This window comes from Halobellus inordinatus, from assembly GCF_024464655.1.
GTDB classification, from domain to species: Archaea; Halobacteriota; Halobacteria; order Halobacteriales; family Haloferacaceae; genus Haloquadratum; species Haloquadratum inordinatus.
The window spans coordinates 65,684-83,009 of the sequence record NZ_JANHAV010000001.1 but is presented as its reverse complement, the minus strand read 5'-3'; the positions used below and the strand labels follow the sequence as shown (position 1 = coordinate 83,009).

General features: G+C 66.5%; 12 protein-coding genes. 6 read left to right on the top strand and 6 right to left on the bottom strand.

Annotation, left to right across the window (positions count from 1 at the left end):
- The first annotated feature begins 22 nt into the window (after window positions 1-22).
- Window positions 23-958 carry a phosphoribosyltransferase HisG-related protein gene (locus NO347_RS00420; protein ID WP_256287773.1) on the top strand — a complete coding sequence of 312 codons (936 nt, stop codon included), beginning with the start codon at window positions 23-25 and terminating at the stop codon, window positions 956-958.
- 99 nt (window positions 959-1,057) lie between these two features.
- Here the strand turns inward: NO347_RS00420 and NO347_RS00415 are convergent, their stop codons facing one another.
- The 3 genes from NO347_RS00415 to gatB all read right to left on the bottom strand — a co-directional run bounded on the left by NO347_RS00415 (window position 1,058) and on the right by gatB (window position 6,717).
- The gene (locus tag NO347_RS00415) at window positions 1,058-2,353 is read right to left on the bottom strand and encodes an MFS transporter (protein ID WP_256287772.1); all 1,296 of its coding nucleotides are present in this window, start codon (window positions 2,351-2,353) and stop codon (window positions 1,058-1,060) included.
- Between the two features lie 152 nt (window positions 2,354-2,505).
- Window positions 2,506-5,079, bottom strand: a complete 2,574-nt coding sequence (locus tag NO347_RS00410) for a DNA topoisomerase I (RefSeq protein WP_256287771.1) — start codon at window positions 5,077-5,079, stop codon at window positions 2,506-2,508.
- A gap of 147 nt (window positions 5,080-5,226) precedes the next feature.
- Entirely contained in the window at window positions 5,227-6,717 is a 1,491-nt protein-coding gene (gene gatB, locus NO347_RS00405) for an Asp-tRNA(Asn)/Glu-tRNA(Gln) amidotransferase subunit GatB (RefSeq protein WP_256287770.1), read from the bottom strand.
- Between the two features lie 144 nt (window positions 6,718-6,861).
- On the opposite strand from gatB, the gene NO347_RS00400 reads away from it, so the two are divergent.
- The 5 genes from NO347_RS00400 to NO347_RS00380 all read left to right on the top strand — a co-directional run bounded on the left by NO347_RS00400 (window position 6,862) and on the right by NO347_RS00380 (window position 14,386).
- The gene (locus NO347_RS00400; RefSeq protein WP_256287769.1) at window positions 6,862-8,163 is read left to right on the top strand and encodes an MFS transporter; all 1,302 of its coding nucleotides are present in this window, start codon (window positions 6,862-6,864) and stop codon (window positions 8,161-8,163) included.
- A 79-nt stretch (window positions 8,164-8,242) separates the two neighbouring features.
- A complete protein-coding gene (locus NO347_RS00395; protein WP_256287768.1) occupies window positions 8,243-9,142 on the top strand; it encodes a prolyl oligopeptidase family serine peptidase in 900 nt (299 codons plus the stop codon).
- A 126-nt stretch (window positions 9,143-9,268) separates the two neighbouring features.
- Window positions 9,269-9,754 carry a DUF7518 family protein gene (locus tag NO347_RS00390; protein WP_256287767.1) on the top strand — a complete coding sequence of 162 codons (486 nt, stop codon included), beginning with the start codon at window positions 9,269-9,271 and terminating at the stop codon, window positions 9,752-9,754.
- 29 nt (window positions 9,755-9,783) lie between these two features.
- Entirely contained in the window at window positions 9,784-13,380 is a 3,597-nt protein-coding gene (gene smc / locus NO347_RS00385; RefSeq protein WP_256287766.1) for a chromosome segregation protein SMC, read from the top strand.
- Window positions 13,373-14,386: a segregation and condensation protein A gene (locus NO347_RS00380; protein WP_256287765.1), complete on the top strand. Its 1,014-nt coding sequence runs from the start codon at window positions 13,373-13,375 to the stop codon at window positions 14,384-14,386. Before smc ends, NO347_RS00380 begins: the two co-directional genes overlap by 8 nt.
- A gap of 107 nt (window positions 14,387-14,493) precedes the next feature.
- Here the strand turns inward: NO347_RS00380 and mtnP are convergent, their stop codons facing one another.
- From mtnP to NO347_RS00365, 3 genes are all read right to left on the bottom strand, one after another.
- On the bottom strand, window positions 14,494-15,354 hold the full coding sequence (gene mtnP / locus NO347_RS00375; RefSeq protein WP_256287764.1) for an S-methyl-5'-thioadenosine phosphorylase: 861 nt from the start codon (window positions 15,352-15,354) through the stop codon (window positions 14,494-14,496).
- Window positions 15,355-15,539: 185 nt separating this feature from the next.
- The gene (locus NO347_RS00370; RefSeq protein WP_256288404.1) at window positions 15,540-16,496 is read right to left on the bottom strand and encodes an AEC family transporter; all 957 of its coding nucleotides are present in this window, start codon (window positions 16,494-16,496) and stop codon (window positions 15,540-15,542) included.
- Between the two features lie 93 nt (window positions 16,497-16,589).
- Window positions 16,590-17,303 (bottom strand): phosphoribosyltransferase, encoded by a 714-nt coding sequence (locus NO347_RS00365; protein ID WP_121568984.1) that lies wholly within the window; start codon window positions 17,301-17,303, stop codon window positions 16,590-16,592.
- Between the last annotated feature and the right edge of the window lie 23 nt (window positions 17,304-17,326).

Sequence of the window (17,326 nt, the reverse complement as noted above, 5' to 3'; positions counted from 1 at the left end):
GCGCCACCCCGTGCGTTCGACAATGACTGAGACGGAGGCGATTCGCGTCGCCGTCCCCCGCAAGGGCCGACCCCTCGAAGCCGTTCTCGAACGCGTCGCCGACGTTGCCGAGCGAAGCGCCGCCGGCAGCGCGGCCGACGTCGAGACCGTGGCCGACGAGATCATCTCGACGCTCCGCCACGAGAAAGCGGTCACGAAGGGCCATACCCAGCCGGGCGCGGACATCTACCAGCGGCTCGCAACGTACTCCGATCTCGAGGACGACTACGAGCCCGAGTACACGCTCCTCCGCGACGACCGCCAGGGGATGCCCCGTCGGATCGTCTTCGACAGCCTCACCGTCGACATCGGCGGCGTCCCGGTCCAGTTCGTCGGCCGCGAGGAGCCCTTCCGCGCGCTCCGCACCCACGAGTTCGGCCTGGGATTCGACAGCGCGGATCTGGTCTTAGAGGAGGTCGTCGAACTCGAACCCGAAGGCGTCGGTTCGATCGCCGACGTCAACGCCCGGATCGACCCGATGAACACCGACGTTCGGGTCGTCTCGGGACTCGGCGACACCGTCTATCACACCCTGATGGCGCGTCCGGAGATTCTGCCACCGGGGGCCGACCTCGACCGCGAGTTCGTCGCCGGCTACGAGGGCGAACTGTGCATCTCGCCGCGGTACGAACGGCTCGTCGAGGCCGTCCTCGGTACGCGACCGCTCGACGGCATCTCCTTTGCCTACCCCGACGACGACCGCGAGGAGGAAGCGGCCATCGCGGACGTCGGTCTCGGCGTCTACCTGACGATGACTGGCTCGACCGCCCGCGATCACGGCCTCGTCCTCGGCGAGAACCTGTTCCCCTCGGAGACGGTCCTGATGGAGAACGTCGCGGAGGCCGAGGAACTCGACGCCGCCGAAACCGTTCGCGACGCGCTCGCGACCGCGGCCCACGAGACCGAAATCGCGGTGTGAGCGCGCAGATGGCGTGAACGCGCTGTGCGCTCCGGGCTTGTCGCTGGCGGGGTGACGCGCAGTTCGATTCGAGCCACATCGCTGGCGGATAGCGCCCGGTTAGTCCTCGCCGAGCGGCGTGGCACCGCTGTCGGCGTCGGTCGGCAGCGACTCGCGGACCTGGGTGTACACGAGAACGAGCGCGACGAGCGCCGCGACCGCACCGAAGGTGAACGGCGTCGACAGCCGACCGGCGTTGTACAGGAAGCCGGCGGTGAGCGGCCCGACCGCGACGCCGAGCCCGAACGCCATCGTCAGCACCGAGAGGGTGCTGCCCGATTGTCCCTCGCGTGCCAGGTCGCCCGCGAGCGCGAGCGACGGCGCGAACACCAGCGCGACCGCGACGCCCTGGAGGAGACGTGCGACGAGCATCGCCAGCGGCGTCGAGACGACGCCCTGCGCGAAGACGGCGGGGACGAGGATCACGAAGCCGGCGAGCAGGAAAGGCCGACGGCCGTAGGTGTCGCTCGCGCTCCCGATCGGGATCTGGAGCAGGACGTTCGCGATGACGACGGCCGCGAACTGGACGCTGAAGAGGAACGTACCCTCGTTCAGGCGGGCGCGGATGGGCGCTTCCAGCGGCGCGAACAGCGCGATCGTCATCGCCATGAAGAACGTGGCGACGCCGAGGACGAACACCGAGTCGAACCGTCCCGGCCCGCTCCGTTCGAGGATCCGAACCGAGAGGTCGTCGCCGGCCTCGGCGTCGAGCGTCGGCGGGTCGTCCACCACCGCGTAGACGAGCAGGAAGCTCACGATGGCCCCGGCCACGGCGACGCCGAACGCCGCGTCGAAGCCCGAGAGCAGGCCGAACGGAGTCGGGTACGGGCCGAATCGGATGACGACGCCGGCGACGATCGGGCCGAAGCCGAAACCGATCAACCGAAACGTGTTGAAGACGCCGAAGTTACCCCCGCGTTCGCTGTCCGACCGGGCGTAGTCGTTGACGAGCGCCACGGTCGCCGGAACCGTGAACGCGGCACCGATCCCCTGGAATCCACGGGCGACGAGGACCGCCCAGTAGTTGGTCAAGAACGGATACGCGACGCTCCCGATAGCGAACAACACCAGGCCGAAGAGGACGAACGACTTGCGCTTGCCCAACCGATCGGACAGACGACCGGTGAACGGTTGCCCGAAACTGTTGACGAACCCGAAAAGCGACAGGACGAACCCGATGAGTAGCTCCTCGCCGACGGCGACGCCGAAGAGGTCGCCGCCGACGAGACCGCCCAGCGATACCTGGCCACTCGCGATGTACAGCGGCAGCACGATGATGAGAAAGGAGTTGCCGAGCGCGTCCGCCATCCGGGCGAGCCCGAGCGCGATCACGCGCCCGTCGGTGTCACCGATCATCGTACGGCCCCGCTCTGTGTCCGCGTTCGAGCGACGACAGCTGGCCCCGAGCGTCTCCACATACTCGGGGCGACGGACGCCGCACGGAAGTCGCTTTCAGTCGGGACAGATCCGCAACGACGAGTCAGCCAGGACAGATCCGCAACAGGGCCTCAGTCGGCGTTCGCCTGCCACTTCCGCACCGTGTCGGGTCCGACGCCGTCGACCTTTTCGGCCAGCGCATCCGGTTCGACCTCTTTGAGCGAGGCGACGTCCTCGACGCCGGCGTCTTTGAGTTTCTCGGCGGTCTTCTCGCCGATGCCGCTGACGCTTTCGAGGTCGGAACCGCTCTCGCTCTGCTCGGCCTGATACTCGCGATAGTTGCAGATCGGACAGCCGAGGTCCCACGGTTCGCTGTCGTCGTCGTAGGTGATCCGGAGTTTCGGGAGGTCGTGTTCCTCACAGGTCTCGTCTGTCACCTCGATGTCACCGCGGCGCGGTAAGGGAAGCGAGTACTCACAATCGGGATAGCGCGTACAGCCGACGAGCCGCGACCCAGAGCGGAGGCGTTTGATCGCGAGTTCGCCGCCCGTTTCGGCGTCGCCGCCTTCGTCTCGCGGCGTCTCCGACGCCGCGCTCTCACCGCATTCGGGACACGGCCCGATTACCAGATCCTCCTGCTCGTCGGCCTCCTCGGCCTTACAGAGCGGACAGCCGTGGACGAACGTCTTGCGACCCGCGAGCATCTTGATGTGGTGCAGACCGTGTTCGTCGCAGGTCTCCTCTAAGATGAGCGGCTTGCCGGTCGAAGGCAGCGGGAGCGTGTAGGTGCAGTCCGGATAGGAGTCACACCCGATGAAGTACGAGCCCTGCCGGCTCTTTCGGATCACGAGGTCGCCGCCGCACTCGGGGCACTCGCCGACGGTCTTGTCCGCCTTCAGCGACTCCTGGAGGTGTTTTCCGACCTCCTCGCCGGACTCCATCAGCCCCTCGAACACCGATTCGAGAATCTCGCGGGACTCGTCTGTCACCCCGTCGAGCGTCGCCTCACCGCGGGCGATGGCCTGCATATCTTCCTCCAGTTGGGCCGTCATCTCCTCGCTCACGATGCGGTCGGCGAACTCCTCGGAGGCCTCGACGACCGACCGGGCCAGTCGCGTCGGCCGCGGCGGGTCGCTCTCGATGTACCCGCGGTCGTACAGCTTCTGGATGACGTCGTGGCGGGTCGCCTTCGTCCCGATGCCCATCTGTTCCATCGTCTCGATGAGCCGCGACTGGCCGTAGCGCCGCGGCGGCTGGGTCTGCTTTGCGTCGAGGCGAGTGTCGGTGACGGTCAGTTCCTCGCCCTCGGCGACGTCGGGGACGAACGACTCGCTGGCGTTGGAATACGGGTAGACCGCGTGATAACCCGGGTCGAGGAGCCGCTTGCCGTTGGCCTTCAGCGAGAGGCCCTCGTCGTCGCCGGCGACGGTCGCGACGACGCGGAGGTGCTCCCAGGTAGCCGCCTCGGCGACGGTCGCGAAGAACCGCCGGACCACGAGTTCGTAGACCTCCCATTCGTCTTCTGTGAGTTCAGAATGACTGGGCAGTTCGCCGGTCGGGTGGATCGGCGGGTGATCTGTCGTCTCCTCGTCGCCGGCGGTCGGTTCGATCTCCTCCTGGTCGAGCAGCGATTTCGCGTCGTCGCCGAAGTCCCGCGTGCCGGCGAACGAATCCAGGAGCTCTCGGGGGTCGAGGTCGTCGGGGTAGACGGTGTTGTCCGTCCGCGGGTAGGTGAGATAGCCGGCGGTGTAGAGGTCCTCGGCGATGCTCATCGCGCGCTGGGCGGAGTAGCCGATCGAGCCCGCGGCGCGGATGAACTGCGTCGTGTTGAACGGCGCTGGCGGATCGTCGGTCCGGGTGCGCCGACGGACCGACTCGACCGACGCCGTCGACGACGACCGGAGCGTCTCGTAGGCCGCGTCCGCAGTGTCTTCGTCCCAGACGCGCTCGGCTTCGTTGCCATCCTCATCGAGGTAGAAGTACTGCGCCTCGAAGGAGCCGTCTTCGTCGGCATCGTCTTTTTCGAGGTCCGCAAACAGTTCCCAGTAGTCTTCGGGATCGAACGCCTCGATCTCGCGCTCGCGATCGACGATGAGCTTCAGCGTCGGCCCCTGCACCCGGCCGACAGAGATGAAGTCGTCACCGAGCTGGCGCGCCGACAGCGAGAGAAAGCGCGTGAGCGCCGCCCCCCACACGAGGTCGATGATCTGGCGGGCCTCGCCGGCGGCCGCGAGGTCGAAGTCGAGTTCGTCGGGGTTCTCGAAGGCGTCGGTCACCTCGTTCTCCGTGATCGAGGAGAAACGGACGCGGTCGACCGGGACGTCGTCGTTGACCTCGCGGACGAGTTCGTAGGCCTCCTTGCCGATGAGTTCGCCCTCGCGGTCGTAGTCGGTCGCGATGACGACGCGACCCGCGCGGCGGGCGAGACGGCGGAGCGCCGCGACGATGTTCTCCTGGGTCGGGTGCTTGTCGATCGGTGCGTCGATCAGTTCGACCGGCTCGACGTCCCGCCAGTCGTTGTACTCCGGCGGGAAGTCGACGCCGACGACGTGGCCTGAGAGGCCGATACAGCGCTTGCCGCCCCACTTGTAGACGTTCACGCCGTTGAGGCGGTCGGCCTCGGCGGACCCGCCGCTCAGGATGTCGGCGATCCGCCGAGCGGCGTTGTCCTTCTCGGTGATGATCAGTTCCGGGCCCTGACTCATTGCCCGGCGATAAGCGAGGGGCCGGCCTAAAGCTTTCGCGCCGAATCGTGCAAAATCAGCGGACAGCGCGCCCGTGCGCGCGAAACAGCCGTTTCAGGCGCTCGCAGTGTGGCGGGCGTCGCAGCTCCTCGAATCGAGACGGGGTCGCTACTCGTCGAGTCGCTCGCGGAGCTTCTGGTTCACGTCGCCGGGGTCGGCGCTGCCGCCGGTCTTCTGCATCACTTGCCCCACGAGGAAGTTGATCGCGCCGCCCTCGCCGGCGTGGTAGTCCTCGACGGCGTCGGGGTTCTCCTCGATGGCTTCCGCGACCGCGACGTCGACCTCGTCGTCGTCGGCCGTGCCGAGGCCCTCCGCCTCGATGACCGTGTCGGGGTCCTCGCCCTCGTCGAGCATCGTCCGGAGGACGATCTCCTCGGCGTTCTTCGTCGTAATCTCGTCGGCGTCGACGAGTTCGACGAGACGCGTGAACTCCTCGAGGCGGTCGTCGACGTCGGTGATCGCCATATCGCGGTAGTTGAGTTCGCCCAGTAAGTTGTCCGCGACCCACGTCGCCGCCAAGTCGGGGTCGAACTGGGAGGCGACGTCCTCGAAGAAGTCTGCGACCTCCTTCGTCGAGGTGAGCTTCGCCGCCGACTCGGCGTCGAGGCCGTACTCCTCGCGGAAGCGCTCGCGGCGGGCGTCGGGGAGTTCGGGGATGTCGATCTTCGCTTTCCAGTCGGAGACTTCGAGCGGCGGCAGGTCGGCCTCGCGGAAGTAGCGGTAGTCCTTTTCTTCTTCCTTCGAGCGCATCGAGACCGTGATGCCGCGTGACTCGTCCCAGTGGCGCGTCTCCTGTTCGACCGCGCGGCCGCGCTGGACGGCGTTCTTCTGCCGCGTCACCTCGTAGGCGAGCGCCTGCTCTGCGCCCTTGTGACTGGAGATGTTCTTCACCTCGGTCCGGTTGGCCGCCTCCAGCGACTCGACGCTGATCGAGCCGTCGTCGTCGACCTCGTCGGCCGGGACGAGCGAGATGTTGGCGTCGACGCGGAGCGACCCGTCGCGCGTAGAGTCGAAGACGCTGAGGTATTCGAGGACCTCTTCGAGTTTCGCGAGGAACGCGCGGGTCTCCTGAGGACTGCGGAAGTCGGGGCGGGTGACGATCTCCATCAGCGGCGTGCCGGCGCGGTTGTAGTCGACGAGCGTGTAGTCTGCGGTGTCGATGCTGCCGCCCTTGTGCTGGAGGCTGCCCGGGTCCTCTTCGAGGTGGGCGCGTTCGATGCCGATCTCGCGGCGCTCGCCCTCGACGGAGACTTCGAGGGTGCCGTCGGCGCAGATCGGGGCGTCGTACTGCGTGATCTGGAAGTTCTTCGGCAGGTCGGGGTAGTAGTAGTTCTTCCGGTGGAACCGGGTGTGTTCGGCGACGTCGGCGTCGAGCGCCTTTCCGACCTTCACGGCGGCCTCGACGGCCCCCTCGTTCAGGACGGGTAACGCACCCGGCAGGCCGAGACAGATCGGGCAGGTACGGCTGTTGGGCTCTTCGTCGTCCGCCGGTTCGGTCGAACACCCACAGAAGATCTTCGTGTCCGTCTCGAGTTGGACGTGGACCTCCAACCCGATGACGGTGGCGAGATCGCGCTGGGAGAGCGCCTTCGCGGTCATTGACGCGTGATTCGACGTAGCGGGGCTAAAGGCTAACGGGACGGTCGGATAGGTGGGCGCCGAAAGCACCCTGACCACTGTCCGCTAGCGCCCATACCACCGGGAGTTTTTTCGCCGGACGATCAATAACGCTCGATTGGAACTGTGGGCCCAAACTCACCGCCGCGTTCGACGCGGGTCGGTCAGTTCATCGACGTCCGGCGGCTGTTGGCCGGGCTGGATCTCTACTACGGTTGGTTCGTCGTTGCCTCGTGCTTTCTCGGCGGGCTGCTGATCTACGGGCTCCTGTACTCGTTCAGCGTCTTTTTCGGCCACCTCGTCACCGCGTTCGGAATGTCGCACGCTAACACGTCCCTTATTTTCTCTCTGCAGTCGGTGATGATGTACGTCGGCGCGGCGGTGTTCGGGTTCACCATCGACCGGTACGACGTCCGCCGACTGTTCGCGCTCGGGTCTGTGCTGATCGTCGGCGGCCTGTTCGGGACGAGCATCTTCTCCAGTTTCATAGGCGTGCTGGTGTGTTATGGGATCGCAGTCGGCATCGGATTCAGCATCGTGATGGTCATCGCATACGTGACACCGGTGTTCTGGTTCGAGCGGCGACGGGGCATCGCCACGGGGATCGCGACCGCGGGTGCCGGGGTCGGGATGATGGCGATGCCACCGTTCGCTCGTCTGTTGATCGAAGCGCTGGGCTGGCAGCGCGCGTACTTCGCGCTGGCGTTGTTAGTGAGCGTCGCCCTCGCAGTTGCGACGGTCCTGATTGCCGACCGGCCGGAACGACTCGGTATCGACGCCTCCGCGGAGTTCGTGACGACTGCCGACGACCGGTCTTACCCCTCCGCCCGTGAACAGTTGCGTGACGTCCGATCTGTCGTGCTGTCGCCGTCGTTCGCCGTGTTCTTTCTGGCGTTTCTCGGATCGTATCTCGTGCCCTTGTCGCTGACGGTCAACTTCGTCGAGTTCGCCCGGTCGGTCGATATCGGAGCACAGGCCGGCGTCTTCGCAATCAGCGTGATCGGAGCGACCAACACCATCGGGAAGTTCGTCACCGGCTACCTCGCCGACCGGTTGGACACGACGCACGTCCTCGCCGGCAACGCGGTCGTGATCGGGGTGCTGACGGTTCCGATCACGCAGATACACGACGCGGGAGTGGTGCTCGCTATGTCGGCGCTGTTCGGGTTCGGATACGCCGGACTCGGGGCGCTGATGACGCCGGTGATGGCAGACCTCTTCGGAGCGCAGAATCTGAACGGACTGTTCGGTGTCGCGTCCGTCTCCTCAGCCTTCGCGGGTGCGCTCGATCCTTATCTCGCGAACCTCTCGTTCGACCTGTACGGGACGTACATCCCCGTGTTCCTCGGGATGGCACTCATCAGCGTCCTCTCGGCGGGGCTGTTCCTCCTGGCCCGGCAGTGGGCCGAGACGGGGGTTCGTGCGTGACGGAGGGGACACGGCGCTATTCGACGTCTTCCTCGCGCTTCCGTAACCTATTCCCTCGGTCCCATCGACGGCACGCCCGATGAGCGACTCGCTGGCCGACGCTGCCGGGATCGACGTTCGCCGCGGGGTCACCTTCGCGGCCCCTGACGGCAGCCCCCTCCATCTCGATCTCTATCGCCCGGCGACGGCCGGGTTCGGGACAGCCGACGCTGCCCGCCGCGCCGCCGTCGTCCTCGTTCCCGGCAGTCGCGGTCGCGCCCCCGACAGCGGCGAACTGGCGCGGTACGCGCTCGATCTGGCCGAGCGCGGCTACGTCTGCGTCGTCCCGGCGTATCGCGGCAGCGACGTCGCGAGCTTCCCCGCCCAGATTCGGGATCTGAAGGCCGCGGTCCGGTGGCTTCGCGCCGCGGACGACGTCGGCGTCGACCCGGACCGCGTCGGCGCGTTCGGCCACGGCACGGGCGCACACCTCGCCGTCCTCGCCGCGGTGACGGCCGGAGAGGCGTCGTTTGCGCCACACGAATCGGCGTTCGCCGGTGTTCCGATCGACGCCGCGGCCGCATCCAGCGCACACGACGGGATCGCCGCAGTCGTCGGCGTCGCCGGCACGTACGCACTGGAACACCAGCCCGAAACCGACGGTCTCGTGGCGCTGCTGGGCGGTGACCGCGAGTCGGCACCGGACGCCTGGGAGCGAGCGTCGCCGTCGACGTATCTGGGTGGTAACGGACAGCCGGGAGCGCGGGACACCTCACAGACGGACGCCGCGGCCGACGTGCCCCCAATTTTGCTCCTCCACGGCGAGGACGACGACGTCGTTCCGGCGATGGCCTCGGAACTGTTCCACGATATGCTGGAAGAGAGCGACGTCACCGCCGAGTGCGTGGTCGCGGCCGACGCCGGCCACGGCGTCCACGAGACGCAGCGGCCGTTCACGCTCGGCTGGACCGAAGCGTTCTTCGATCGGCATCTCCGGTGAGAGGTTCGGCGCCCCGTCGCAGCCGGTGCTACCGGCGTCCGTCGAATCGGATATTCACGTCAACTATCACTTCCTGGGTAGGTGTCTGACGTACGTTTATGTGGCCGGAGACGGGCTATCTACCCTATGAGCAACCGTGTGGAGGAGCTCGAGTCGAAGGTCGCGGAGCTACAGGCCGCCGTCAACGGGCTGACCGAAGAGCTCGTCGAGACGAAAGAGCGCGTTCGGCTCCTCGAAGAGGAGGTCGAAGTCGACCTCGCGGCCGGGACCCGTCCGGTCGGTCACGACAACGTCGTCGCGTCGGAGCCCGAATCGGCATCGGAGCCCGAATCGGCGTCGGACGCCCAGTCCGAACCCGAGGCGGCCGCCGAATCCGACGCCGAGGCGAACACCGCGGAAGACCCGATGGACCCACACCAGGAGTCGCCGGCGCAGGCGGAGTCGCGCCGCGAAACGTCCGCACAGCAGTCCGACGACGCGGACTTCATCGACGCCGACGCGGACGACCACATCCCGAGCGAGGTCGAATCGAAGGACGACGATACTAAGACGAACGAAACCGAGGGTGACGACGAGGCGGCGACCGAAGACGACGACATCATCGTCGCATAATCGGGCGCTCCGCCCGCTACGAGCAACCTATGCACATCAAAGAGCTCGTCCTCGACGGCTTCAAGAGCTTCGGGCGGACCACGCGTATCCCGTTCTACGAGGACTTCACAGTCGTTACGGGGCCGAACGGCTCCGGTAAGTCGAACATCATCGACGGCGTACTGTTCGCGCTCGGGTTAGCCCGGACGCGCGGCATCCGCGCCGAGAAGCTGACTGATCTCATCTACAACCCCGGTCACGCCGACGACAGCGACGGCGGCGGGGGCGGACCCAAAGAGGCCACCGTCACGGTCGTCCTCGACAACGCGGACGGCACGCTGGAGCGTTCGCAACTCGTCAACGCCGCGGGCAGCGACGACGTCGGCGACGTCTCCGAGATCCGCGTCAAGCGCCGCGTGAAAGAGACCGAGGACAACTACTACTCGTATTACTACCTCAACGGCCGCTCGTGCAACCTCTCGGACATCCAGGACCTCCTCGCGCAGGCGGGCATCACGCCCGAGGGCTACAACGTGGTGATGCAGGGCGACGTCACCGAGATCATCAATATGACGCCCCACCAGCGCCGGGGCATCATCGACGAGATCGCCGGCGTCGCCGAGTTCGACGCCAAGAAGGAGGACGCCTTCGAGGAACTCGACGCCGTCGAAGATCGGATCGAGGAGGCCGACCTCCGGATCGGGGAGAAGGAGACCCGACTCGACCAGCTCGAAGACGAGCGCGAGACGGCGCTGGAATACAAGTCGCTCCGCGAGGAGCGCGAGGAGTACGAGGGCTATCAGAAAGCCGCCGAACTCGAAGACAAGCGCGAGGACCTCGAAGCGACCCGGGAGCGAGCCGAGAGAACCGAATCGAAGCTCGAATCGCACCGCGAGGAACTCGACCGCCGACAGGGTCGCGTCTCGCGGCTGGAGGACGAACTCGAAGCGCTCACGCGGGAGATCGAACGGAAGGGCGAGGACGAACAGCTCCGGATCAAATCCGAGATCGAGGAGGTCAAAGGCGAGATCGACCGGCTGGAGAACGCCATCGAGGCCGCCGAAGAGCGAATCGACGACGCCGAGAGCGAGCGGCGGAACGCGTTCGTCCAACTCGACCGCAAGCAGGAGGAGATCGACGAACTCGACGCGGAGATCCGCTCTGTCAAAGTCGAGAAGGCCTCCGTGAAGTCCGACATCGGCTCGCTGGAGACGGACCTGGCCGAAGTCCAGGCCGAAATCGACGACGTCGACACCGAGTACGACGAGCTGAAATCCGATCTCGCCGAGAAGAAAGCCCGGCTCGAAGAGCTGAAAACGGAACAGAACGACCGCCAGCGCGAGAAGGATCGCCTCCTCGACGACACGCGACGACGGGCGACCGAAATATCCGAGACCGAAGCGGAGATCGAGGACCTCCGCGAGACGCTGCCCGATCTGAAAGCCGAGGTGTCTGACCTCTACTCGGAACTCGACAAGGCCGAGAAGAACGAATCGAAGATCGAGGGCGTCGTCGACGACCTCCAGGCGGAGAAGGCAGAACTGAAAGACGACCTCGACGACGTCGTCGAGGAGATCCAATCGAAGCAATCGGAGTACGCCACGCTTGAGGCCCGCGCGGGCGACGACGGCGACAACTCCTGGCCGCGCGCGGTCACGACGATCCTCAACGCCGGGATGTCGGGTATCCACGGCACCGTCGGCCAATTAGGCGCCGTCGACGGCGAGTACGCGACCGCCTGTGAGACGGCCGCCGGCGGCCGCCTCGCGCACGTCGTCGTCGACGACGACGGGGTCGGCTCTGACGGCATCGACTACCTCAAGTCCCGAAACGCCGGCCGGGCGACGTTCCTACCGATCACGAAGATGGACGACCGGGGGCTGCCGCGACTCCCGGATCACCCCGGCGTCGTCGACTTCGCCCGCAACCTCGTCGACTACGACGCCGAGTACGAGTCCGTCTTCTCGTACGTGCTGGGCTCGACGCTCGTCGTCGAGGATATGCAGACCGCCCGCGACCTGATGGGCGACTACCGGATGGTGACGCTCGACGGCGACCTCGTCGAGCGTTCCGGCGCGATGACCGGCGGGTCCGGCGGCGGCTCGCGCTACTCCTTCTCGAAGTCCGGCAGCGGCCGGCTCGAACGGCTCGCAGAAGAGATCGAGGAGTTAGAAGACCGGCGTCGGAGCCTACAAGCGGAGATCCGCGAACTCGACGAAGACATCGAGGACGCCCGGAGCCGCGCGGCCGACGCCCGCGAACGCGTCCGCTCGATCGAGGCCGAAATCGAGGCCGCCGAAGCCGACGTCGAGGAGGCCGAACGTGAGATCGACGACCTCGAAGCCGAGATCGAACGCCTCCGCGAGAAGCGCGCCGAGGTCGACGAGGAGATGCGGACGATAGACGCAGAGATCGACGACCTCGACGCCGAAATCGCCGACGTCGAAGCCGAGATCGACGACCTCGAATCCGAACTCGAAGACTCGAAGATCCCCGAACTCACGGCCGAAGCCGACGGTATCCGCGCGTCCATCGACGAGAAAGAAGAGCGAATGGACGACCTCGACGGCCGGCTCAACGAACTCCAGTTAGAGAAGGAGTACGCCGAAGACGCCGTCGCAGACCTCGAAGAGACGATCGAGAACGCCCAAGAGCAGAAGGCCGACGCCCGCGACGTCATCCGCGAGAAAGAGGCCGGAATCGAAGACCGCGAGGAGGCGCTCGAGGCGAAGCGCGAGGCCGTCGAGGCGCTCGAAGAAGAGCTCAAAGAGCTCAAATCGGACCGCTCGGACTTGCAGGCGACGCTTCGGGAAGCAAAGAGCGAGCGCGACGAGAAGCGTGACGACGTCGACCGCGTCGAGTCGAAACTGGACTCGCTCCGAGATAGCGTCGAGCGGTTGTCGTGGGAGATCGACGAGTTGGAGGGGGAAGTCGGCGACTACGACCCCGAGAACATTCCGGACCACGAGGAGGTCGAATCCGAGATCGAGCGGCTTTCATCTGCGATGGAGGCGCTCGAACCGGTGAATATGCTCGCGATCGACGAGTACGACGACGTGAAGGCTGATCTCGAAGACCTCCAGGAGCGCCGGGACATCCTCGTCGACGAGCGCGAGGCCATCGAAGAGCGGATCGACCGCTTCGAGGCACAGAAGAAAGAGACGTTTATGCGGGCGTTCGACGCGATCAACGAGAACTTCACCGAGATCTTCGAGCGCCTCTCCGATGGGACGGGCGAACTCCACCTCGAAGACGCCGACGATCCGTTCGAGGGCGGATTGACGATGAAAGCCCAGCCGGGCGACAAGCCGATTCAGCGGCTGAACGCGATGTCCGGCGGCGAGAAGTCTCTCACCGCCCTGGCGTTCATCTTCGCCATCCAGCGGCACAACCCCGCGCCGTTCTACGCGCTCGACGAGGTCGACGCCTTCCTCGACGCCGCCAACGCCGAGCGCGTGGGTGAGATGGTCGACGACCTCTCGGCGGACGCTCAGTTCGTCGTCGTCTCGCACCGCTCGGCGCTCCTGGAGCGCTCCGAGCGCGCCATCGGCGTGACGATGCAGGGCGACAACGTCAGCGCCGTCACCGGGATTCAGTTGAGCGACGACGGCGACGAGGAGGAGGCGGAGGTGCCGGCGGATGACTGACTCAGCCGGGTCGGCTCCGGGAACCGGCGCTCTCACCGATGGCCTCCGCGCCGACCGCGGCCCAGAGCGCGACCCGTCGGCCGACGACGACGAAGTCGAGCCCGTCGAACTGCTCGTCCAGTTGGCCGAGGAGGGCGAAATCGACCCCTGGGACGTCGACCTCGTCGAGGCGACGGACGCGTTCCTCGAACGTCTCGACGAGACCGATCTGCGGACCTCGGGGCGGGCGCTGTTTTATGCGGCCGTCCTCCTGCGGATGAAGAGCGACGCGCTGCTGGAACCGGACGACGAGGAGCCCGAAGACGAGATCGAGCCGTGGGAGGCCGCACTGGAGAGCGGCGGGCCGATCGCAGACAGCGAGGGCGACGGCGCGGGCGCACCGGGGTTCGATCCGGTCGACGCGCTGGAGGCGGAGATGGACCGGCGTCTCGAACGCAAACAGGCGCGTGGGTCGCCAGAGACGCTCGACGAACTCGTCCGCGAACTTCGGGAGGCCGAGCGGCAGTCGTGGTGGAAGCGCCGCCGCGAGTACGACACCTCCGAGTCGCCGCACGGCCACCGCCGCGGGACCCAAACGCTCGATTACCGCTCGGCCGACGAGTTCCGCGAGGCCGACGAGCCGACCGCGGCCGACGTGACCGACACGGCCCACACCGAGGACATCGAGACGTCGATCGCGGCCGTCCAGGAGTCCATCGACGTCCACTACGACAACGGCCGCGAGGAGGTCCTGTTCAAAGAAGTCGCCGACGCCGCCGAGACGCCGGTGACGTCCTACCTCGCGCTGCTCTTTCTCTCGCACCGCGGGGACGTCCGACTCCAGCAGGACGACCTCTTCGGAGACCTCTGGATTCGGAATCCCGACGCGGAGTTCGCGGACCCGGACGCCGACGGCGACGAGGACGTGAGCGGATCGGGAGCCGACACCAGGACGGACGGCGACACCGACGCGGAAAGCGAAAAAACAGCGGACGAGGCCGTCGCGCCCGCCGCGGACGACGATTGAGGCGCGGTCCGCGTCGGCTGGCGGGTCAGGTCGTTCGTGACCCACAGGAGCCGGCGAGTCGTTCGTGACCTCCCGGGAACTGGCGGGGTCGTTCGCGACGACCGGACTTACTCGACGTACGCGCCGATGAGCGGTTCGAGGTCGTCTTTCGTCGCGTCCGGAATCGCGTCGTCGGGCGTGTTGATCGTGCCGTCGAGCGCCGTGTGGCAGTCGCAGGCGTGGTCTTCGGGGATCGCCTCGATCGCCGCCTCGACGGTCTCTTTGATCGCCGTCTCGTTCTTCGCGGCGTTTTCGAGCACTTCGTCCAGTGTGACCTCGCTGTCTTCCTTCCAGACGTCGTAGTCGGTGACGCCGGTGACGGTGGCGTAGGCCATCTCGGCCTCGTGGGCGAGTTTCGCCTCGGGGATGGTCGTCATCCCGATGACGTCCCAGCCCTGGTCGCGGTAGAACTCGCTCTCGGCGCGCGTGGAGTACTGCGGTCCCTCGATGCAGACGTAGGTTCCGCCGCGGACGACGTCAGCGTCGGTCGCCGATTCGGCGGCGTCCGCGAGGATCTCGTTGAGGTCCCCACAGTACGGATCGGCGAACGGTTGGTGGACGACGACGTCCTCGTCGAAGAACGTCAGGTCGCGGTGTTTCGTCCGGTCGTAGATCTGATCGGGGATCACGAGCGTCTGCGGTGGGAGGTCCTCGCGGAGGCTCCCGACCGCGTTCGAGGCGAGGACGTGCGTGACGCCGAGTTTCTTCAGCGCGAAGACGTTCGCTCGATACGGCAGCGTCGTCGGCGAGCGCTGGTGGTCGGGGCCGTGTCGCGGCACGAACACGACTTCGCGGCCGGTGTCGCCGAACTCGCCGACCGTCAGGGGTGCCGAGGGTTTCCCGAACGGCGTGTCGACGTCGACCTCCCGCGTGTCTCGCAGCGGTAGCGCGTCGTAGATTCCGCTCCCGCCGATGAATCCGATAGCCATAGTCGTGGCTTCGAGCGACGGCGCTAAAGCGTGATGGGTCGGCGTCGGTTCGGTGATCGTTCGCACGCGATCGGCGCGGGCCGCAGCGCCGGCGTCGCAGCGGCCTCGTAGGGAGTATCGTACGTCCCCATAGATGTCTCGCCGGACGGTCGGCGAGAACCTCCGAACAGTGACGATACTCCCTATCAGAGCACCACGCCGCTCTCTAGAACGGCGATGAGGACCGTCAGCGTGAGCACGGAGACCACCGTGGTAGCGAAGATCGCCGTCGAGACGAACTCGGTAACGGGGACACCCGCGACCTCGCCCTCGGCGAACTCGCCGACGAGGATCAGCGGCGTGACCGCCGACGGCATCGCGGATTCGAGGACGAACGTCCGCGCGACGGCGGGATCCGAAAAGCCAACCAGGAGCGCGACGGCGACTGCGATCACCGGCGCGACGACCATCTTCAGGCCGACGACGCCGCTGACAGACGACAGCGTCGATGCGACGTTCGTCCGCGCGAGCTGGATTCCCAAGAGGAGCAGCATCACCGGAATCGCCGAGTCGCCGACGAGTTGGAGCGTCGACATCGCGGTCGAGTCGACCGGCGGGACGACGCCGAGCGCGCGAGCGAGGAGCGCGGCGGCGACGGCGTACACGAGCGGCACGCGGAAGACCTGCCGGACGCCCGCAAAGCGGCTCTCGGCGCTTCCACGTGAGGCGAGGAAGACGCCCACAGTGTAGATGAGTGCGGCCTGCACGGAGAGATAGACGACGGCCGTCGCGCGGCCGGTGTCGCCGAAGGCGAAACTGGAGACGGGGACGCCGTAGTTGCCGGTGTTCGGAAAGGCGATGACGAGCGTCAGCGCCGCCAGCGCCGTCTCCGACGCGCCGAAGAGACGACCGGCGGCCTCTGCGAGCGCGATCGCGAGAACGTGAAAGACGAGAATCGCGACGGTGATGCGCGCCAGCGTGGACTGTGCGAGCGTCGTCGTCGCGAGGCTATGAAAGACGAGGGCCGGCGCGAGCACGTAGACGACGACGGTGTTGAGCGCGTCCGTCTCGATGTCGCGGACGCGCCCCAGCAGGTATCCGACGCCGCCGACGGCGACGATCGGGAGGATCGCGGTCGCGAAGACGGAGACCAGAGAGACCACGTCAGAGGGCACACGAAGTCGCTATTCAAACGCTTCGGTCGCCGGCGTGACGGGAGCGTCCGTATCGGAGGCTCGGATCCGCCCCGACCGACCCTACGCGCCGATACCTTCGTTGTCGACGAGTCGCCAGGCGTCAGTGTGAGCCGATTCGACGTAGCCGCGCCGCTCCATCTCGGCCATCACTTCGCTCATCCGATCGGGCTGGGCGATCTCCATCTCGATCCGGTCGACCGAGTGGAACTCCGAGAGGTAATGGCGGATGTCCTCGACCTCGAAGGTCTCCTCGTCGGCCTTCTCCATCACGCCGGAGATGAGGTCGATCATATCCTCGATGAAGTTCCAGGGGTAGACGATCCACGTCCACTCCTCTAAGCGCTCGCCGACGAAGTCGGGCTCGAACTCGCTCGTCTGCAGGAGTTGCAGCGTCGCGGTCCGGACCTCGCCCGCGTCGCGGTCGGTCACGTACTCGTAGGCGCGCTCGATCGACCCGCCGGTGTCGGCGATGTCGTCGATGATGAGCACGTCTTTGCCTTCGACGCTGCCTTTCGGCATCGGGTAACGCACCTCCGGCTCGTCGGCCTTCTCGGCGGTGCCGACGTAGTGCTCCATCTTCAGGCTCGTCAGATCGTCGAGTCCGAGGAAGTCGCAGATGCACCGACCTGCGAACCAGCCGCCGCGAGCGAGCGCGACGACGACGTCCGGTTCGAAATCGGCGGTCTTCACCTGGTCGCTGACGTCGCGACAGAGCCCGTAGATGTACTCCCAATTAGTGATCGTGCAGTTGAACTGGTCGGGCAGGTCGCCCATAGATTTCGGTCACCGTTCGGTGA